At 62.8% G+C, this 18595-nt stretch carries 16 protein-coding genes; 6 read left to right on the top strand and 10 right to left on the bottom strand.

All coding sequences use genetic code 11. The features are described from left to right. Positions 1 to 25: 25 nt before the first annotated feature. From NLY44_RS19270 to NLY44_RS19260, 3 genes are all read right to left on the bottom strand, one after another. Positions 26 to 1099, bottom strand: a complete 1074-nt coding sequence (locus NLY44_RS19270) for an ABC transporter ATP-binding protein (protein ID WP_023806550.1) — start codon at positions 1097 to 1099, stop codon at positions 26 to 28. 91 nt (positions 1100 to 1190) lie between these two features. After that, on the bottom strand, positions 1191 to 2015 hold the full coding sequence (locus NLY44_RS19265) for an ABC transporter permease (protein ID WP_023690125.1): 825 nt from the start codon (positions 2013 to 2015) through the stop codon (positions 1191 to 1193). After that, complete coding sequence (locus NLY44_RS19260; protein WP_023806551.1) at positions 2012 to 2929, bottom strand: ABC transporter permease; 918 nt, start codon at positions 2927 to 2929, stop codon at positions 2012 to 2014. Before NLY44_RS19260 ends, NLY44_RS19265 begins: the two co-directional genes overlap by 4 nt. Before the next feature lie 291 nt (positions 2930 to 3220). Between NLY44_RS19260 and NLY44_RS19255 the strand changes: the two genes are divergently transcribed. Further along, positions 3221 to 4633 (top strand): aminotransferase, encoded by a 1413-nt coding sequence (locus NLY44_RS19255; RefSeq protein WP_023806552.1) that lies wholly within the window; start codon positions 3221 to 3223, stop codon positions 4631 to 4633. A gap of 15 nt (positions 4634 to 4648) precedes the next feature. Here NLY44_RS19255 and NLY44_RS19250 read toward each other — a convergent pair whose 3' ends face one another. Then, positions 4649 to 5851, bottom strand: a complete 1203-nt coding sequence (locus NLY44_RS19250; RefSeq protein WP_023806553.1) for an aromatic ring-hydroxylating oxygenase subunit alpha — start codon at positions 5849 to 5851, stop codon at positions 4649 to 4651. Between the two features lie 500 nt (positions 5852 to 6351). Here NLY44_RS19250 and NLY44_RS19245 point away from each other — a divergent pair, with 500 nt between their 5' ends. Then, positions 6352 to 6732, top strand: coding sequence for a hypothetical protein (locus tag NLY44_RS19245; protein WP_023690129.1), 381 nt, complete (start codon positions 6352 to 6354; stop codon positions 6730 to 6732). 233 nt (positions 6733 to 6965) lie between these two features. On the opposite strand, the gene NLY44_RS19240 is transcribed toward NLY44_RS19245, so the two are convergent. Continuing rightward, on the bottom strand, positions 6966 to 9056 hold the full coding sequence (locus NLY44_RS19240) for a hybrid sensor histidine kinase/response regulator (RefSeq protein WP_023670065.1): 2091 nt from the start codon (positions 9054 to 9056) through the stop codon (positions 6966 to 6968). 221 nt (positions 9057 to 9277) lie between these two features. After that, on the bottom strand, positions 9278 to 10006 hold the full coding sequence (locus NLY44_RS19235) for a response regulator (protein ID WP_023690130.1): 729 nt from the start codon (positions 10004 to 10006) through the stop codon (positions 9278 to 9280). Between the two features lie 94 nt (positions 10007 to 10100). On the opposite strand from NLY44_RS19235, the gene NLY44_RS19230 reads away from it, so the two are divergent. Further along, a complete protein-coding gene (locus NLY44_RS19230; RefSeq protein ID WP_023670063.1) occupies positions 10101 to 10805 on the top strand; it encodes a response regulator transcription factor in 705 nt (234 codons plus the stop codon). A gap of 71 nt (positions 10806 to 10876) precedes the next feature. Here the strand turns inward: NLY44_RS19230 and NLY44_RS19225 are convergent, their stop codons facing one another. Together NLY44_RS19225 and NLY44_RS19220 are read right to left on the bottom strand one after the other, a co-directional pair. Next, positions 10877 to 11047, bottom strand: coding sequence for a hypothetical protein (locus NLY44_RS19225; protein ID WP_023670062.1), 171 nt, complete (start codon positions 11045 to 11047; stop codon positions 10877 to 10879). Between the two features lie 33 nt (positions 11048 to 11080). Continuing rightward, complete coding sequence (locus NLY44_RS19220) at positions 11081 to 11413, bottom strand: hypothetical protein (RefSeq protein ID WP_023713277.1); 333 nt, start codon at positions 11411 to 11413, stop codon at positions 11081 to 11083. 333 nt (positions 11414 to 11746) lie between these two features. Here NLY44_RS19220 and NLY44_RS19215 point away from each other — a divergent pair, with 333 nt between their 5' ends. Continuing rightward, positions 11747 to 12208 (top strand): L,D-transpeptidase, encoded by a 462-nt coding sequence (locus tag NLY44_RS19215; RefSeq protein WP_023690132.1) that lies wholly within the window; start codon positions 11747 to 11749, stop codon positions 12206 to 12208. A 164-nt stretch (positions 12209 to 12372) separates the two neighbouring features. On the opposite strand, the gene NLY44_RS19210 is transcribed toward NLY44_RS19215, so the two are convergent. Together NLY44_RS19210 and NLY44_RS19205 are read right to left on the bottom strand one after the other, a co-directional pair. Next, on the bottom strand, positions 12373 to 15456 hold the full coding sequence (locus NLY44_RS19210) for an efflux RND transporter permease subunit (RefSeq protein ID WP_023806554.1): 3084 nt from the start codon (positions 15454 to 15456) through the stop codon (positions 12373 to 12375). Beyond that, positions 15453 to 16757 (bottom strand): efflux RND transporter periplasmic adaptor subunit, encoded by a 1305-nt coding sequence (locus NLY44_RS19205; protein WP_023806555.1) that lies wholly within the window; start codon positions 16755 to 16757, stop codon positions 15453 to 15455. Before NLY44_RS19205 ends, NLY44_RS19210 begins: the two co-directional genes overlap by 4 nt. A gap of 149 nt (positions 16758 to 16906) precedes the next feature. Here NLY44_RS19205 and NLY44_RS19200 point away from each other — a divergent pair, with 149 nt between their 5' ends. Both NLY44_RS19200 and NLY44_RS19195 read left to right on the top strand, forming a co-directional pair. Continuing rightward, positions 16907 to 17443 carry a TetR/AcrR family transcriptional regulator gene (locus NLY44_RS19200; RefSeq protein ID WP_023693712.1) on the top strand — a complete coding sequence of 179 codons (537 nt, stop codon included), beginning with the start codon at positions 16907 to 16909 and terminating at the stop codon, positions 17441 to 17443. A 332-nt stretch (positions 17444 to 17775) separates the two neighbouring features. Further along, positions 17776 to 18564: a 3-hydroxybutyrate dehydrogenase gene (locus tag NLY44_RS19195; RefSeq protein WP_023806556.1), complete on the top strand. Its 789-nt coding sequence runs from the start codon at positions 17776 to 17778 to the stop codon at positions 18562 to 18564. Positions 18565 to 18595: the final 31 nt, after the last annotated feature.

Here is an 18595-nt window from a genome sequence, read left to right as displayed (position 1 = left end):
CGGTTCCCACTTTTCGGGATCATGCTCAGTCCGCCATCGCCACCAGGGCCTCGGGATCGTAGCCGAGGCGGACCGACGTGCCGACGGGGATATCGTCGGCGCCGAAGTCGTTGGTCTCGGTGACCGACAGTGGCTTTTCCAATCCGGGTATCTCGACGATCAGGTGGGTGATCTCGCCAAAATAGTGGCGTTCGACCACCTTGCCGGCCACTTCGAATTTCGCCGTCGCGTTGTCCCACAGCACGCGCAATCGCTCCGGCCTGATGCCCAGCGTGGCGCCGCCGCCATTGCGCACGAAGGCCTTCGGCTTGTCGGTCCTGACCCGGCCGAAGCCCAGCGTGTCGACGACCAGCGAGGCGCTGCTCTCCTCGACGATCTGCGCTTTTACGAAATTCATGCCGCCGAGGAAATCGGCGACCTGGCGGTTGACCGGCCGCTGGTAGATTTCCTTGGGCGAGGCGACCTGGGCGATCTTGCCGCCGAACATTACGGCGATGCGGTCGGACATAGCGAGCGCCTCATACTGGTCATGGGTGACCAGCACGAAGGTGATGCCGACCGCCTGCTGCAGGCGGCGCAGTTCGACCTGCATCTGCTCGCGCAATTTCTTGTCGAGAGCCGACAGCGGCTCGTCGAGCAGCAGCACCTTGGGCCGCATCACCAAGGCGCGGGCGAGCGCCACGCGCTGGCGCTGGCCGCCGGAAAGCTCGGTGGCGAGGCGTTTGCCGAGGCCGGTGAGCGACACCTGCGCCAGCGCTTCCTCGACGCGGCGCTTTTCTTCCGTTCCTCCCAGCCTGAGCCGTTTCAGCCCATAGGCGACATTCTGCTCGACATTGAGATGCGGGAAGATGGCATAACTCTGGAATACCATGTTGGTCGGCCGGCGGTTGGCGGGGATGCCTTCCATCGACTGGCCGCCGACCGAGATCGAGCCGCTGGTCGGGTTGTCGAAACCGGCAATCATGCGCAGCAGCGTGGTCTTGCCGCAGCCGGAAGGGCCGAGCAGCGAAAAGAACTCGCCCTCCTTGATGGTCAGCGAGGCGTCGTCGAGCGCCTTGAACGCCCCATAGCTGCGGGTAATGCTGCGGATTTCGATCATTGCTCGGTCGGTTTGGGGTCGATCAGATTGGGCCCGCTCGGACTTATCTTGCTTGGATGGCTCATCCTGAGGCCGTTCGGCCCGGGACTGCTCAGGCATAGAGGCCTCCCTCGCTCTGGGTGCGTCTGGCCGCATGACGGCGCAGGATCTCGGCAACGGTCATCAAAACGAAAGAGGCAACCAGCAGCAGCGTGCCCAGCGCCAACACACCCGGCAGCTTGGCGGCAAAGCGCAACTGGCCCCAGATATAGATCGGCAGCGTCGTCTCGGTGCCGGTCAGGAAGAAAGCGATGACGAACTCGTCGAGCGAGATGGTGAAGCAGACCAGGAGGCTGGAAATGATCGCCGGCGCCACCATCGGCAGCGTCACCCGCCGGAAGGTGCCGAAGGCACTCTCGCCGAGATCGGCGGAGGCTTCTTCGAGGCTGCGGTCGAAGCCCTCGAAACCGGCGGTCAGCACCGTCATCGAATAGGGAATGCAGATCAGGACATGGCCGAGCACGACGGTGAACAGCGACAGGCTCAGGCCTAACTGCAGCATGACCAGCAGCATGGAGATGGCGAGGATGATTTCCGGCAGCACCAGCGGCGCCATGATCAGGCCATTGATTGTGCGGCGGCCGGGATAGCGGTAGCGGGTGATCGAGCGGGCGGCGAGGATGCCGAGCAGCGTCGACAGCACCGATGCCGAGATACCGACGATCAGGCTGTTCCAGGCGGCGTCAAGCAGCGCCGGCGTCTTCGGCAGGTCTTGGTACCATTTCAGCGTATAGCCGGTGAGAGGAAATTTTGGCGTCGGCGCGGTGTTGATCGAGAAGATCGGCAGGAAGATCACCGGCAGATAGAGAAAGACGACGTAGAGGAGGGCGTAGGCGGACAGCCAGCCGCCGGGGAAAAGGCGCCGCCTCGCCGTCATCGCGCCAGCCTCTGCAGCGCGCGGATGATGAGCACGGTGGCGCCCGCCATCAGCGTCACGACCAGCATGGTGGTCACGGACAGTGCCGCGCCGAGTGGCCAGTTGGAGGCCTTGTGAAACTGCGACTCGATGGCATTGGCGATCATCACGCCATCCTTGCCGCCGACCAGCCTTGCGGTGACGTAGTCGCCGACGGTGGGGATCATGACGATGAGAGCGGCCGAGATGACGCCCGGCGCCGACAGCGGCAGCGTCACGCGCAGGAAGGAGCGCAGCGGGCCGTCGCCAAGATCGGTGGCAGCCTCGACCAAGGTGCGGTCGACCTTCTCGAGCGAAACGAAGATCGGCAGGATGGCAAAGGCCGCCCAGGCGTGTGTGAGCGTGATGATGACGGCGCTGGAATTGTAGAGTAGCGCGGTCGATGGTTCGTCGATGATGCCGAGGCCCATCAGGCCGGAATTCAGCACGCCATTATAGCCGAGGATGACTTTCCATGACATCACGCGCAGGAGATAGCTGGTCCAGAACGGGATGGTGATCAGGAACAGCCACAGGCTCTTGTGGCGACCGCCATGGAACGAGATGAAATAGGCGATCGGATAGGCGAGGATGACGGTGAAAAAGCTCACCGTCAGCGAAATGTAGAGCGAGCGCCAGAGCAGATCGCGGTAGATCGGCTCGGTCAGCGCGATGCGATAATTCTCCAGCGTGAATGTATGGTCGATGGTGAGGTAGTTCTGCGTCCAGAAGGAGTGGGCGAAGACCACCAGGATCGGCACCAGCAGCAGGATCAAAGCGTAGACCAAGGTCGGGCTGATCAGGGCAAGGCCCTGGACGGACTCGGACTGCAGAAGGGCGTTTCGCCTTGCTCGCGTCATGCGCCGCGTGGGCACCCCTTCGGCAGCTACCGTCATTGCAGCGACCCGGGCGTGATCTCGGTTGCTGGCTCGAACTGTTCCGCCATGATGCTCCCATCGACCGGGCCGGCTGCCTGTTCCCAATTTTTGCGGAGCGCGCTTTGCTGGTTGCGCTCAAGCTTGCCGGCTTTCTTTCATCATGAGCGCATCCGTGCATTGAAATCAAGCGCTATTTCTGTAATATTGATTGAACCGACATTCAAAATGAAGTGAAGAAAGCCGGCTTTCCTGCCCTTGGCGCTTCGCTTTCTGTCCGGTGAAATTACGCTCAGACGATGCGAGGCAATGATGGCGGCTGCAAGAGACCTAAGAGCGATGGAAATGGCTGACGGTGGCGATGCGGTCGAGCTGGCCAAGCGCCATCTCATCCAGCCCTGGCCTTATGCCGGCTCGGTCGGCAATGAAGCGCGTGCGCTGATCGGCGAGGGCGATGGCATCTACATCACCGATGTAACAGGCAAGCGACTGATCGACGGGCCGGCCGGCATGTGGTGCATCAATGTCGGCCACCGCCGCGAGGAGCTGGCCAGGGTGATGTACGACCAGGCGATGATGCTGTCCTACAACACGCCCTGGTATACGATGAATGCGCCGTCGGCCGAGCTCGCCAAGCGCCTCGCCGATCATGCGCCGGGCGGTCTCAGCCATACCTTCTTCACCACCGGCGGATCGTCGGCTGTCGAGACGGCGCTGCGCTTCATGCAGTTCTACAACAATGTGCGCGGGCGGCCGGAAAAGAAGCTGATCCTCAGCCGCGGTGGCGCCTATCACGGCTCGACCTATCTGTCGGCCTCGCTCAACGGCCGGCCGCGCGACCGCGACTGGATGGACGGCGCCGACGATCTGGTCATCAAACTGTCCTCGCCAGACCCGTTCCGGCGGCCGAAAGGCATTGACATCGCCGCCTTCTGCGATTTCCTGGTCGATCAGTTTCGCGTTACGGTCGCTCGCGTCGGCGCAGAGAAGATCGGTGCTTTCGTTGGCGAACCGGTGCAGGCGTCAGGCGGCGTCGTCGTGCCGCCGGATGGCTATCTCAAGCGCATTCGCGAAATCTGCAGGGACAACGACATCCTCTATATCTCCGATGAGGTGGTGACCGGCTTCGGGCGGCTCGGCCATGTCTTTGCCTCTGGCGATGGCTTCGGCATCGACCCCGACATGATCACCTTCGCCAAGGGCGTCACATCAGGCTATTTCCCGCTTGGCGGCGTCATCATCTCGGAGCGGCTGCTTCAGGAAATGCGCCGTTCCAACCATCCCGACGCTATGTTCGGCCATGGCCTGACCTATACCAGTCATCCCATCGGCTGCGCGGTGGCGCTGAAGAACCTCGATATCCTGGAAGACAGCGTGCTGGCCCACACGCGCGATGTCGCGCCCTATTTCCAGGCGCAGTTGAAGACGCTGGAGGAACTGCCGCTGGTTGGCGAAGTCCGCGGCATAGGCCTGATGGGCTGCGTCGAGTGCGTAGCCGACCGCGAAAGCAAGGATCCGCTTCAGCTCGACAAGGATGTCGGCAAGCGCATCGACGCGCATTGCCACGAACTCGGCCTCCTGGTTCGGCCGCTGATCAACATGTGCGTGATGTCGCCGCCGCTGATCATCACGCGAGAGCAGATCGACGACATGGTGGCGATCCTGCGCGAAGGCATTTCGCGGACCATGGATGATCTGCGCAAAGAGGGCGTGTGGCAGGGGTGACTGGCAGTTCCGCCCCTACACCTGCGAGCGCATAGCCTCATTGAGGTTCCACATGTCCTTCTCCTCCGGCGCCGTCTCCAAGCCCAGCACCGGGATCTGCTTGCGCAGATGGTCGTGGTGGGTGCGCACACCGTATTCGAGGTCGGAGAGATAAAAACCCTTGAAGGCCTCCGAGATCATGGACTCGTTTGACCAGACGGAAAGCTGCACGTCCTCGTTCATGGTATCGCGGTCGATGCGGTAGGCGAGATAGCGGGCGGCCGCCTGTTCCCTGGTTTCGTCGGGGTAGCGGTAGATGGCGCCGCGCAGCAGCGTCTCGCCGGTCGACAGCGGGAACTCCTGATAGAACTGCACCGATTCCGGCATGATCGACAGCGCGTTGTTGGGGAAGATGCCGTAATAGATCCAGGCCCTGCGCAGATGCTCCGGCAGGTGTGAGGCATCGGGCGTGAGCTTGATGTATTCGCGCACGCTCCAGCGCCGGCCGGCATGCGGACTGTAGGTGGCAAACGAGCGCGACACGCCGTCGATGAACGGCTCGTCGAAATAGGTTGAGCCGTAGAGATCCTGCAGCGCCGGATGCGCCATGGCAACGTGGTAGCCTTCATTGTCGACGTCGCGCACCGACTTCCAGTTGACCGGCGTCTTCTGTGTCCAGATGCCCCAGGACGCCACCATCTCGGCCACATTGTAGTGTGCCATCTCGGCCTCGATCGGCTTCAACAGTTCGGCCACCGAAGGCTGCGGGCCGCCCTTGCGAAAGCGGACAAAGATGAAGCCCATCCATATCTCGAGGTCGAGCGGCATCAGGCCGAATTCGGTCTTGTCGAGCCCGGGGAAGGAGCGCGGCCGGGCGGCGCCGCGCAGCGTGCCGTCGAGATTGTAGACCCAGCCATGGAACGGGCAGACCAGCGCGTTCTTGCAGGTGCCCTGGCTGTCGGCGACGACGCGGCTGCCGCGATGCCGGCACATGTTGTTGAAGGCGCGCACGATGCCGTCCTTGCCGCGCACGATGAGCGCCCGCTCGCCGACCACGTCCATAGTCAGATAGTCGCCGGCATTCGGCACGTCGCAGACATGGCCGGCGATCTGCCAATGGTTGCGGAAGACGTATTCCTTCTCAAGTTCGAGAAGCGCGTCGGAGTGATAACTCCAGCCCGGCAGACCCCGCCGGTCCCAATCATTGGGGATCGCCACGTCACGGAGATGCGGGTTCATAAAAAAGCTCTTCTTTTATTGAATACTCATTCAATAAAACCATATTTTGCATTGAAATGCAATGGCTTGTAGAAATCTCAACTTTTCAAGTCGGTACAAAAGGGCCGCCTGAAAGCCAGAAAATCCCGGAATATCCGGGCGTTAACGGGGTCGTGAAATAGCTGTCCGGCATGCGGATTTCGCCGTGCCGCTTGCAAAAACGTCCCGCTCCAAGGCGAAAATACCTGCCGTCCGCAAATTCGACCGCAGTGTGAGCTTGTTCATAGTGCGGCGGACAGGAAGCGGGCTTGGTGCGTTCGCGGCCCGCCTGTCGTCAACATTTGATTGCGCGCATGAAACAGCTTCGCAAATGCATCTTGCCGTCGGCACATGACCGGATCTGTCCGGATATGCCCGAATTTCTTGTTTCAAACCTGTTACGCGGGCAAGCCAAGCGCATCATTCGCCCGTTACCAGGCGCGCTTAGGTTCGTTTCATAAGAAAAACGAAGGGGAGCAGAAATGCATACGAAAGTCGAGATCACCAGCAACGAACGGCGCGCCAAACTGGCACTGCGTCAGCGCGCCAGCGACCATCCGGTTGCGATGTTCTCCATGCTGGGCGCCTGCGCTCTGGCCGTCATGTTCCTGACGCCGGCTTCCGGTCCGGCTTTTGCTTCGCTCAACCCGCCGGCCAATGTCGTCCAGGGCGCGCCGACCACCATCAAGACCACCCGGCTGCCGGAGCCGGAAATCGATTTTGCCTGCCAGGGTCAGGCCTGGGGCGCCGAGAGCGCGGAGTGCCTGCGCGTCATCGCCGCCCAGTCCGGCGTGCACAAGGCGCGTTCCGTCCGCATGATCGCCAACGCAGCGCCGCTGACCACGACACCCAACGTTTTCTGAACCTCCCGAGCGCTTCCTCCCGCGCTCGTTCTTGGCTCCCGCCGCTTCCCTCGGTCGGGAGCCTCTTTTTAGGGCCTATCGATATTCGGGTGAGGCCGGCCTGCGCATGGAGGTTCCCTGCGCTTCCGGTGCTCGCGTACTTCAAGTACGCTCCGCTCCGGTTCTCGGGAACCACCATTCTCGACTCCGCCTGACCCGAATCTCGATAGACCCTACGTGGGTGCTTCGGAAAATTAGCCGGCGGCGGCGACCTGGTCGGCTATTGCCGAGAGTACGCCGCGGACGTCCAGCGTCGAGAACGGCTTTTCCAGGATTTGCGGGCGCTGCGGCGCCGGCAAGGCTTCGATCTCGGCCTTGGCGCCGATCAGGTCGCCGGTTACCAACACGAAGCGTTTGGCCAGCGCCAGGTTGTCGGCGAGCAATTCGCGGTAGATGGCAATGCCGCTGGTGCCGGGCATGCGCAAGTCGGAAAAGACGATGTCTGGTGGCATGTGGCCGGTCAAGGTCGCCGCCGCCGACGTCCAGGCCGGCACGACCCGCGACTTGATACCCATCAGTTCCAGGATGTCGGAGAGGGAGCCGGCGACGTCGGGTTCGTCGTCGATGATCAGCGCATGGCGCAAGCCGCTGGAACGAGCCGGGCTGTCGCCGGCTGCTGCCGCGCCGCCGGTGATCACCGGCAGCTGGACGACGAAGCGCGCGCCACGCGGCAGCACCTCCTCGAACCAGATATTGCCGTTGTGGCGCTCGACGATCGATTTCGAGATCGACAGGCCGATGCCGGTGCCGACGCCGACCGGCTTGGTGGTGAAATAGGATTCGAAGATGCGGCTGCGGATCGCCTCGGGAATGCCCGGTCCGTTGTCCTCGACCGAAAACCCGGGGTTGCCGCGATCGCTGCGGAATGTCCGCACCTTGATCAGGCGGTCGCCGCCGATACCGGCCAGAGCGTGTTGGCTGTTGATCAGGAAATTGGCGGCCACCTGCGTGACGTGGTCGGCATCGGCCATCGCCAGCAGCGGGCCGGGCGCGAAATCGGTGTCGATGATGATGCCGCTCGAGCGTGCGCCATAGGCGGTCACTTCGAGTGCGGCGCGGATCACCTGGTTGAGATCGGTCTCGGCCTGCGCCGCCGGATGCAGGCGCACCATCGACAGGAAGCTTTTGACGATGCGGCCGCAGCGCTCGGCGGCGGCGCGCACTTTCTCGGCGCGAACCTTGGTCTGCGGGTCGGTGGCGAATTCATGCAGCAGCGTCGACTGGGCAACGACAACGGCGAGCGGGTTGTTGAGCTCGTGCGAAACACCGGCCAGCAGCGAACCCATCGCCGCCATCTTCTCGTTCTGGTGCAGTTTTTCGCGCTGGCGATTGATCTCTTCTTCGGCGCGCAGCTTATCGCGCAGATCGCGGATCGAACCGAAGATGAGCTGACGGTCGGCCACCCGCATCTCGGTCGCCGTCAATTCGATGGGAAACACCTCGCCGGCCGCATTCTGTGTCACGGTCTCAAGCCGCTGGCCAACCATCGGCGCGCCGCGGCCAGACATGTATTCGGCGCCCGAGACATAGCCCTTGCGGTAATATTCCGGCACCACGGTATCGAGCAGGTCCTTGCCGAGGATGTCGCTGCGCTGATAGCCGAACATCTTTTCGGCGGCCGGATTGAATTCGATGATCGAGCCGGTCTCGTCGATGACGATGATGGCGTCGAGCGACGCCTGCAGCATGGTGCGGCGGATGACTTCGCTGGCATGGGCGTCGGACGGCGAGTGCTCGATGGCGTCGCCGATGGCGAGCGCGATGATGTGCATCGTCGCCTCTTCCTCTTCGGTCCATTCGCGCTCGTTTAGGCAGTCATTGACCGCGAACGTGCCCCACAGATGACCGTGCGCGAACACCGATACCGACAGGAACGACTTGATGTGCTGCTTTTCGAAATCGGCCCTGAGGAACCCGTCGAGATCGCGCGTATGGCCGGCGAAGATTTTGCCTTGCCGCTCGTCCTCTCCAATCCGCTCCAGCAGCGGATCGGTATCGACGATCGACTGCATGATCACCGTCGGCGAAGCCAGTTCGCCGCCGAAGCGAGGATCGATCCAGTAGGCGGCGACCGATTGGGCGAAGCCCTGGCCGGGCAATTCGCGCAGCCTGAACAGGATGCCGCGCTGGCAATTCATGGCGCTGCAGAGCGTTTCGAGGATGGTTTCCATCTCGCGCTGCCAGTCGCCGGCATCGCGCAACCGGCGGACGACGCGCACAGCCGCCATCGCGGCGCTCTGGCGAGCGCCTTGCGGGTCCATACGTGGTGCTGGTTCAGCGGTCATGTCAGCCATCAGTAAAGGGCCGTCGAATTAGGCAGCTATGGAGCATTTCACGAAAAAGGTGAAACGCTCCATGTTTCAATGCAATCCCGAACGGAAAATCGCTACGCACTGTTCCTGGAATTGCTAAAGCGCTTCACCGTTTCACGGAAACGGAGAAGCCTCTATCTCTTTGTTTTCACACAATTCCGGGCGGAAACCGCGTACACTTTCCTGTAATTGCTCTAGTGCCCGTCACCGGTCGGCAGCGAGAAGATATAGCCTTCGCCGCGCACTGTGCGCAAAAATTTCGGATTGGCCGGATCGGTTTCGATCTTCTTGCGCAGCCGCATGATGCGAATGTCGACGGCGCGCGACGATTCAGGATCCTCGACAAAACCAATCGCCTCGGAGATCGCCGATCGCGTCAACAGCCGGTTGGCGCGGGTCAGGAAAACCTCCAGCACATCGAACTCGCTCTTGGCCATGTCGATGACGGCGCCGTTGGCGCCGGTGACAAGCCTGCCGTCGAGGTCGGCCTGGAACGGGCCGAAGGTCAGGCGGCGGCCGCCATCGGCTTGTGTCTTCGCCGCCTGGGGCGGGCTCGGCTGCGGAACGCGGCGCAGCACGCTGCGCACACGAGCCAGCACCTCACGCAACTCGTAGGGCTTGACGATGTAGTCGTCGGCGCCAAGCTCCAGCCCGACAATGCGGTCGAGTGCGGTGCCGGCGGCCGTGGCATAGATGATGCCGACCGGTATTTGCGAGCGCAGCCAGCGGCCGAGCGACAGTCCGTCCTCGCCCGGCATGGCGATGTCGAGAATGGCCAAATGAAACGATTCCGTCTCCAGCAAGGCGCGCGCCTCGGCCGCGCTTCCGGCCTGGGTCACATCGTAGCCGTTGGCGCCGAGATACTCGGCGACCGCGTCCCGGAGATCGGGCTCGTCCTCGACGATGACAATCCGTGCCCGCACTATGGCCTCGCTCCCGCTTTCAGCGGAAAGTAGATTGGGTATAAACATGATGTCCAGCACTCATATCCGGTTGCGGGGGAACGGGAAGAAAAACATGGCTGCACGATCCGTCATCGCGCTGGTTTCCGTCGCCGATGTGGTGGCCGGCGATCTTGCCGATCATCTCGACCGGCGCGGCCATGACGTCCGCGAGGCGCGGCAGCCCTGGGAAGCTGAATCCCTGCTTTCGGCCGGAGGCATCGATATCGTCATCGTCGGCGACAGCCTCAGCCAGGCGGAGGGGCGGGACCTGCTCAGGCGTTATGGCGGCGGCCAGAGCGCGGACGGGAAGGCGGGGCCGGATTTCATCCTGATCTGCCGGCCGGCCGATCTGGTCGACAAGGTGCTGGCGCTCGAGCTTGGCGCCGCAGATGTCGTCGAAAGTCCGCTCAATGTCAGGGAGCTTGCCGCGCGCATCGGCGGCCTGCTGACGCGGCGCGGCAGGTCCGCCCAGGAACTGATCGTGCTGGAAAATGCCACCGTCGATTTGCGGTCGGCCATCGTCATGCACCGTTCGGGTACGGAAGAACAGCTGTCGCCGGGCCAGGTGGCGCTGCTCAGGCTGTTTCTGGCCAGCCCGCGCAAGGTGCTGACGCGCGACGACATCATTGCGGCGGCGCCCGCCGAAAATGCCGATGCCTTCGACCGCTCGATCGATTCGCGCATCGTGCGGCTGCGCCGCAAGCTCGACACCGAAACCATCACAACTATACGCGGCGCAGGCTACCGGTTCGACCCGCCGACGCAGCGCGCCGACTGAGGGTCGGGAGGCTGGATTGTTCCTCGGCTCGCCCAAAAAAGCTGCGCAATCTCGGGCGCCATGCATAGGCGTCAGCGCACCACCAGAAGCGATGGTCCCGACGGCAATTCGCTGGCGACTACGATTTCGCTGGCGGCATGCGCGCGGTCCTTCAGAAGAACCGTGGCGAGACCGGCAAAGCCGAGCAGGCCTTGTGCATAGAGCAGTACCGAAAGCACGGAGGCTGCAGATTTCGTCTTCATCGGTTGTCCCCAAAAATCAGAACCGCGGGTGCTTCAGGATAAACCCGAAGTGCCCGCGTCGCCCACGGAGCCCCCCGTTGCGACGCGGGCCTTCGGTCCTCTCGGCAGCAAGTTGCCGGAGGGGCCGCGCATCCACTTCAACCCGAGGCCGACCCGCCAGAGGGCCCTGAGACGGTTGATGCGCAGACTGGAGACAATCCAGACCAAGGCTATGAACAGCGCGGCATGCAGCGTCGAAATCTCACCCGAATTCATCACCGCCAGTTTCGTCATCGGGGTGCCGGCTACTGTGCCGATGCCGCCGACGACAAATGCGGCGATGCTTATCCTGAAGTACCAGGACAGGGTGGTCGATTTGATGCTCATTTTCGTTGGCGCCGGCTGTTCTCGTTGGGATGACTGTGCCGCGAGCCTGTAACCAGATCATGCCGCCCAGGCCGCGCTTTGTTGCAAGTCGGTTTCGAGCGAAGCCAATCTTCTTTCATATAAGGACATCAGCACTTTCGTTTGTGGGCGCGGTGGGTGATTGGGAGTGCGCAGCGAAGACGGGAGCACGCTCCTTGTTGTCCACCTTGCTTGTTAATCCGAGGAAACAGATTCGAAACACAAACGAGCGTCAACCGAAATCAGCTTGAAACATGACGCAGGGATAAACGGCCATCGAATTGACGCCGGCCGGGCCGGCAAAGGGGAGCCATCATGTACAAAGCCATTTCCGCCAAACTCATCAGCGTCACCGCCGCCGCTGCCGGCGCCGCGCTTCTGCTTGGCGCCGCCAACAGCACCGCCCATGCCGCGGCAAACCAGATCGTCGCGCGTGTTTCGCTGTCGCAGCAGACCATGGAAGTGCTGGTCGATGGCCGGCCGACTTTCGCCTGGAAGGTCTCGACCGGCGACAGTGCGCATGTCACGCCGACCGGCTCGTTCAGGCCGACCCGCATGCACGAGATGTGGCATTCGAAGAAATACGACAACGCGCCGATGCCGCACTCGGTCTTCTTCAGCGGCGGCTACGCCGTGCATGCGACCAACGCCATCAAGCGGCTGGGACGGCCGGCGTCGCATGGCTGCGTGCGGCTGCATCCCGACAATGCCGCCGACTTCTACCAGTTGGTCGAAACCTTCGGCCCGACCAACACCAGCATCGTCATCGTCAAGTAGCAGACTGCGTTTGGAGCGATGGTGCAGCGCAGCCGGCCAGGTCATGCCGCACCGCAAGTTCCCGCCTGAAGCTCCATCAGAGCTTCGCGGTAAATCAATCCAGTCAAAAAAGAGGCCGGAAATTTCCGGCCTCTTTTCGTTTGTTCGCTAACGCCGTTCGCAGCTCAGTCCGCGTGCACCGGCATCAGCTTCGGGTCTGGCTTTTCGGCGTGGTGCGGCAGGTCCTTGCTGGCGATGAAGGTGTAGAACATCGGCACCACGAACAGGGTGAACATGGTTCCGACCAGGATGCCGGTGAAGATCACGAGGCCCATCGAATAGCGCGCCGCCGCACCAGCACCACTGGACACGATCAGCGGCACGACGCCGAGCGCCATCGCCGCTGTCGTCATCAGGATCGGCCGCAAGCGCACCTTGGCCGAGGCGACGATCGCATCGCGCCGCCTCATGCCATGCAACTCGCGCTGCTGGTTAGCGAACTCGACCAGAAGAATGCCGTGCTTGGTGATCAGACCTATCAGTGTGATCAGGCCGACCTGCGTGTAGATATTGAGCGTTCCAAGCCCCAGATTGAGCGGCACGATGGCGCCAAAGATCGACAGTGGCACCGCCATCATGATGATCAGCGGGTCGCGGAAGCTTTCGAACTGCGCCGCCAGCACCAGATAGATGACGATTACGGCGGCTGCGAACGCGATAAGGATCGTGTTGCCCTGCTCCTTCTCCTGCCGGGACTGGCCGGAATAATCGATGAAGAAGGTATCGGGCAGGCTCTCCTTGGCAAGGTTCTCCAGGGTCTGCAGCCCGTCGCCCGTGGTGACGCCGGGAAGCGGCAGCGCTGATATCGTCGCCGAGTTCAGCTGGTTGAACTGCTCGATCGCGGCCGGCGCGGCGTTGGTCGAAATCTTCACCACCGCTGAAAGCGGCACCATTTCGCCGGTCACGCTACGCACGAAATATTCGCCGAGCTTCTCGGGATTGTCGCGGAATTCCTTCGGCACCTGCGGGATGATGTCGTAGCTGTTGGAGTCGCGGTCGAACTGAGCCAGTTCGGCGCCGCCGACCAGCAGCGTCAGCGTCTGGCCGATGTCGGCGATCGGCAGATTGAGAGCCGCCGCGCGGTCGCGGTCGATGGTCACCGTCACCTGCGGCGCGTCGTATGACATCGAGTTTTGCACGACGATGAAGCGGCCGGAGGCCTGCGCCTTGTTCTTAATCTGCTCGGCCGCCTCGTAGACCTCCGCGGAACCACCGGTCGAGCGCACCACCATGGAGATCGGCAGGCCGCCGCCGGAGCCCGGCAGCGTCGGCGGCGCGAAGACGAAGGCCTCGACGCCGGCCACCTTGCCGAGGCGTCCCTGGATATCGGCTTGAAGCTCCTTTGAGTTGCGCTGGCGCTCGGCCCAATCCTTAAAGGCGAAGCCGACAAAGGCGCCGTTGGTGGCGCCGCCAAAGGCAACGGCGGAGAATTGCGCCCTGGTTTCGGGAATGTCCTTCACCAGGCCGAGGATCTGGTTGACGTAGGTCTCGGTGTAGTCCGAGGTCGCGTAGCGCGGTGCCGTCACGATAGACAACAGGAAGCCCTGGTCCTCTTCCGGCGCCAGTTCGCTCGAGGTCTTGGTGAACATGAAGCCGGTGAGCGCAACCAGCGCCACGACCATCAGCAGCGTCACCGGTCGATTTCTCAAGGAGGCGGTGACCGCCCGCTCATAGACATGCTCGACACGGCTGAAGGTTCCGTCGACGACGCGCTGGAAGCGACTGTGCGATCCCGTCTTGAGCAGACGCGCCGCCATCATCGGCGTGATGGTGACGGCTATGAGGCCGGACAGCACCACCGAACCGGCGAGCGTCACCGCGAACTCGCGGAACAGCGCGCCGGTCAGGCCGCCGGTGAAGGCCAGCGGCGCGAACACGGCGGCGAGCGTGATGGTCATGGCCACGATGGCGGAGAAAATCTCGCGCATGCCGTTGAAGGCCGCCTGCATCGGCGACATGTGGTCCTCCTCCATGTGGCGATGGATGTTCTCCACCACCACGATAGCGTCGTCGACGACAAGGCCGATGGCCAGCACCATGGCCAGCAGCGACAGAAGGTTGATCGAATAGCCGACCGCAAACAAAAGGAAGCAGACGCCGACCAGCGACAGCGGGATGGTCACGATCGGCATCATCACCGAGCGGAATGAGCCGAGGAACAACAGGATGACCACGACGACGATGGCGACGGCTTCGGCGATGGTCTTGAACACTTCATCGATCGAGGCGCTGATCTGTTCGGTGGAATCGTAGACGATTTCGATGGTCATGCCTTTCGGCAGCGTCTCTTGAATCAAAGGCACGATCTTGTGGATCGCCTCCGCCGTTGTCAGCGGGTTGGCGGCCGGCGTCGGGAAGATGGCGAGGAAGGTGCCGGGCTTGCCATTGAAGCTCACCCTCGTGTCGGTGCTCTCGGCGGCAAGCTCGACTCGCGCCACGTCGCGCAAGCGCACCACCTGGCCGTCCGTCGAGCGCAGCGGAAGCTCGGCAAAGGCCTCAGGCGTCTGCAGCGTCGAGCGAACCGTGATCGAGGAGACGACATATTCGTTCTCGGTGTTGCCGGGCGCCGACAGGAAGTTGGAGTTGTTGATCGCCGCCAGCACCTCGGCGGCGGTGACGCCACGCGCAGCAAGCTTGACCGGGTCGATCCAGACCCGCATCGAATATTCCTCGGCGCCGAAGATCTGCACGTCGGCGACACCTTCGACCGTCGACATGCGGGGCCGCACGACGCGCTCGATATATTCGGTGAGCTGCTCCTTGCTCATGTTCGGATTCTGCATCGAGATGTACATCATCGCGAACTCTTGGCCGGTGCCCTTGACGATGACCGGGTCCTTGGATGCATCCGGCAAGGTGCCGCGTACGCCCTGCACCTTCGACAGGACCTCGGTGAGCGCGACATCCGGATTGGAGCCGAGCTTCATCTGGACGACCACAGTGCTCGAAGACGGCCGGCTGGACGAGGTGACGTAGTCGATGTTCTCGGTCGAGGCGACGGCCCGCGCGATCGGGGCGGAGATAAAGCCCTGGATCAGGTCGGCGCTGGCGCCGGGATAGGCGGTGGTGATGGTGATCGCCGTCTCGTCAACCTTGGGATACTGCCGGATCGACAGGTTGGAGATGCCCTGGAAACCCAGGAGCAGGATCATGCAGGCGAGGACGGTGGAGAGGACCGGCCGGCGAATGAAGATGTCGGAAAAGTTCATTGCTGAGCCTGCTGGTTAGCCGACTTGCTGGGGTCAATGGTGTTGTCGACAGCGACGGACATGCCGTTGAAGAGACGGTTCTGACCGGCGGTGACGACCTCGTCACCGGCCTTGATGCCCTCGATGATCTCGACCATGCCGTCGTTGCGGCGGCCGGGCTTCACGAACACCTGCGACAGCACGAGCGCCGGCTTTTCCGGTTCTGCCGCGGGCTTCGCGGGGTCGACAGCCGGCTTGTCCGCGGGCTTCGCCGCGGCGTCTTCGGCAGCCGGTTTCGCGTCTGCCGGCTTTGCATCTGCCGCCGGCTTTGCTGCGTCGGCCCCCGCGGCAGGCTTTTCCTCGGGTTTCGCGGCTGGGGCGCCTTCCGCCGGCTTCGCCGGAACGACGACGAAGACGAAGTCGCCATAGAGGCTCGACGTCAATGCCGTCTGCGGCAAGGACAGAATGTTTTTCTCCTGCGGCAGCTCGACGCGAACCTGGACGAACTGGCCGGGCGTCAGCTTGCCGTCAGGGTTGGCGACCTCGCCGCGGACGGACACCAGGCGGCTTGAAGCGTCGATCTTGGGATCGATGCCGCGAATGGAGCCGGCAAACGGCATGTCGGCGCCGCCGCCGGTGCCGCCGAGGCCGAGCCGCACCGCCTGGCCTATCTTGAGCAGCGGCAGCTGCTGTTCGGGTACCGAGAAATCGACCCGCATGGTGTCCAGATCCTGCAAGGTCACCACTGCGTTGCCGGGCGAGAGATATTGGCCGAGGTCGATCTTGGGGATGCCCACGGTGCCGGCGAACGGCGCCGTCAGCTGCTTCTGATCGAGCACGGCCTGCAGCTTGTTGACCTGCGCGGCGGAGGCCGATGCAGCGGCTTGAGCGGTGTCGAGCGTGGCATCCGTTCCGACGCCGCGCCGCTGCAGCTCCAGCGCGCGTTCGAGCGCCGTCTTGTCGGACACGGACTGCGCCTTGGCCGCGACCAGATCCGCGCGTTCGACGGCATCGTCGAGCTGCAGCAGGACCGAATCGACCGGCACCTTCTGGTTGGCATGGAAAAGGATCTCCTTGACGATGCCGCTGGTCTCGACGGTAAGGTCGACACCGCGCACGGCGCGTACCGTGCCGATCGCCTCGACCCCCGGCGTCCAGTCGGAAGGCTTGACGACAACCGTCGACACGGTCGTCGCCGGCGGCTTCATGGTGGCGAAATACTGTTTGATAGCGTTGTCGCGGAACAGGTTGAAGCCGACAACGCCGACGCACACCAGAGCGAGCAGAAGCAGAATTGCGGTGATAGAGATGAAGCGCTTCACGAACTGTCCCCTCGGCCGATGTCCGGCAAAATAGCCGAATAGCGGGACACTTATCGACGCCAGGTCCCGATTACAAATGACGGCGAACTTACTGTACCGTCTGGACGGTCTTGTCAATTCCGCCTAGGCTGGCGCGGGGGAAGGGATCGATGAAGACCCAAAGGGCAAATTCGCGCGACAAGATACTCGCCGCCGCCGCCGATGTCGCACGCGAGACCGGTCCCGGCAGCCTGTCGCTTGACGCCGTCGCCAGCCGCGCCGGCGTGTCGAAAGGCGGCCTGTTATATAACTTTCCGACCAAGGCCAAACTGATGCAGGGCCTGGTGGAGAATTACCTGCGCGCGTTCGAGCTGGCGCTGGAATCGGGCCGTGTCGCCGGCGCCAGCGGCGAGAGCCTGCTCGCCACCTATATCCGGCTCTCGGCGGATGATTGCGAGGAGCCGAAGCCGACGGCTTCGTGGATATTCTCGGCGATCGCCGAGGATCCGGATTTCCTGACGCCGATAAAAGCCTTCAAGTCGCAGCTGCTGCAGCGGCTGAAGAGCGAGACGCCGGACCTGAAGACGCTGCTGGTCTGCTTTCTGGCCATCGAAGGGCTGCGCAGCATGAACCTCTTCGATTCCGACGTGCTTTCCGCCGACGAACGCCGCTTGCTGGTATCGGCCCTGCTGGAGATTGCGGGATAGCTCAAGGCGTCGGATCGAAGAAGCGATACGGGCTGGGGGAAACGACGGTTGGTGAGCGGCATGGCATAGGCACGCATCACGACATCGGCGATTTCAAGCTACAGCCCCCCTGATTCGTTGGATCGATGGTTCAGGAATGACTGCGCGAATGCGCGGCCGACTATGTTGCGTCGCACCATAACACTGCCGTGTCAGCCTTGAGACGGCGCTCGGCGAGGCCGGCAAAGCGCGTTTTAGGGCTGTGATGGCGCCGACATATGGTTACGGCATTGTCATGTTGCGGCGCACAAACTATGTGCCTTTGTAGTCCTCCTAACAGTCGCGAGATCTCCATGGGTTCCCTTTCTTCGAAGAATGCGCTCGTCACCGGATCGACCAGCGGCATTGGCCTGGCCATTGCCCGCGCCCTTGCCGCCGAGGGCGCCAACGTCACGATCAACGGCCTTGGCGAAGCCGCGGCGATCGAACAGGAGCGCGCCGGCATCGAGAAGGATTTCGGCGTCCAGTGCCGCTACTCCGGCGCCAACATGATGGACGGCGCAGCGGTGACCGCCATGGTGCGCGAAGCCGAGCAGGCCTTGGGCAGCCTCGACATTCTGGTCAACAATGCCGGGATACAGCATGTCGCGCCAATCGAGGAGTTTCCCGACGACAAGTGGGAAGCCATCATCCGCATCAATCTGCTTGCCGCCTTTTACGCGATCAAGGCCGTGGTGCCCGGCATGAAGGCGCGCAAATGGGGCCGCATCATCAACACCGCGTCGGCGCATGCACTGGTCGCCTCGCCGTTCAAGTCGGCTTACGTCTCGGCCAAGCACGGCATAGCGGGTCTGACCAAGACGGTAGCGCTGGAAGTCGCGCAGGACGGCATCACCGTCAACGCCATCGCGCCCGGCTATGTCTGGACGTCACTGGTCGAAAGGCAGATCCCCGACACGATGAAGGCGCGCGGCATGACCGAGGAACAGGTCAAGCGCGACGTGCTCCTGGCGGCACAGCCGACGAAGCAATTCGTCACCGTGGAGGAGCTCGCCGCGCTGACGCTGTTTCTGTGCTCGGACTCGGCCAGGCAGATTACCGGCACGACTTTGCCGATGGATGGCGGCTGGACGGCGCAGTAGGCGCGGTCCCCGAGATCAACTCGCCACCACA

Source organism: Mesorhizobium sp. C089B (genome assembly GCF_030323125.1).
In the GTDB taxonomy this organism is placed as follows: domain Bacteria; phylum Pseudomonadota; class Alphaproteobacteria; order Rhizobiales; family Rhizobiaceae; genus Mesorhizobium.
Note: the sequence above shows the minus strand (reverse complement) of the source record. Positions and strands in the feature narration are given on the sequence as shown.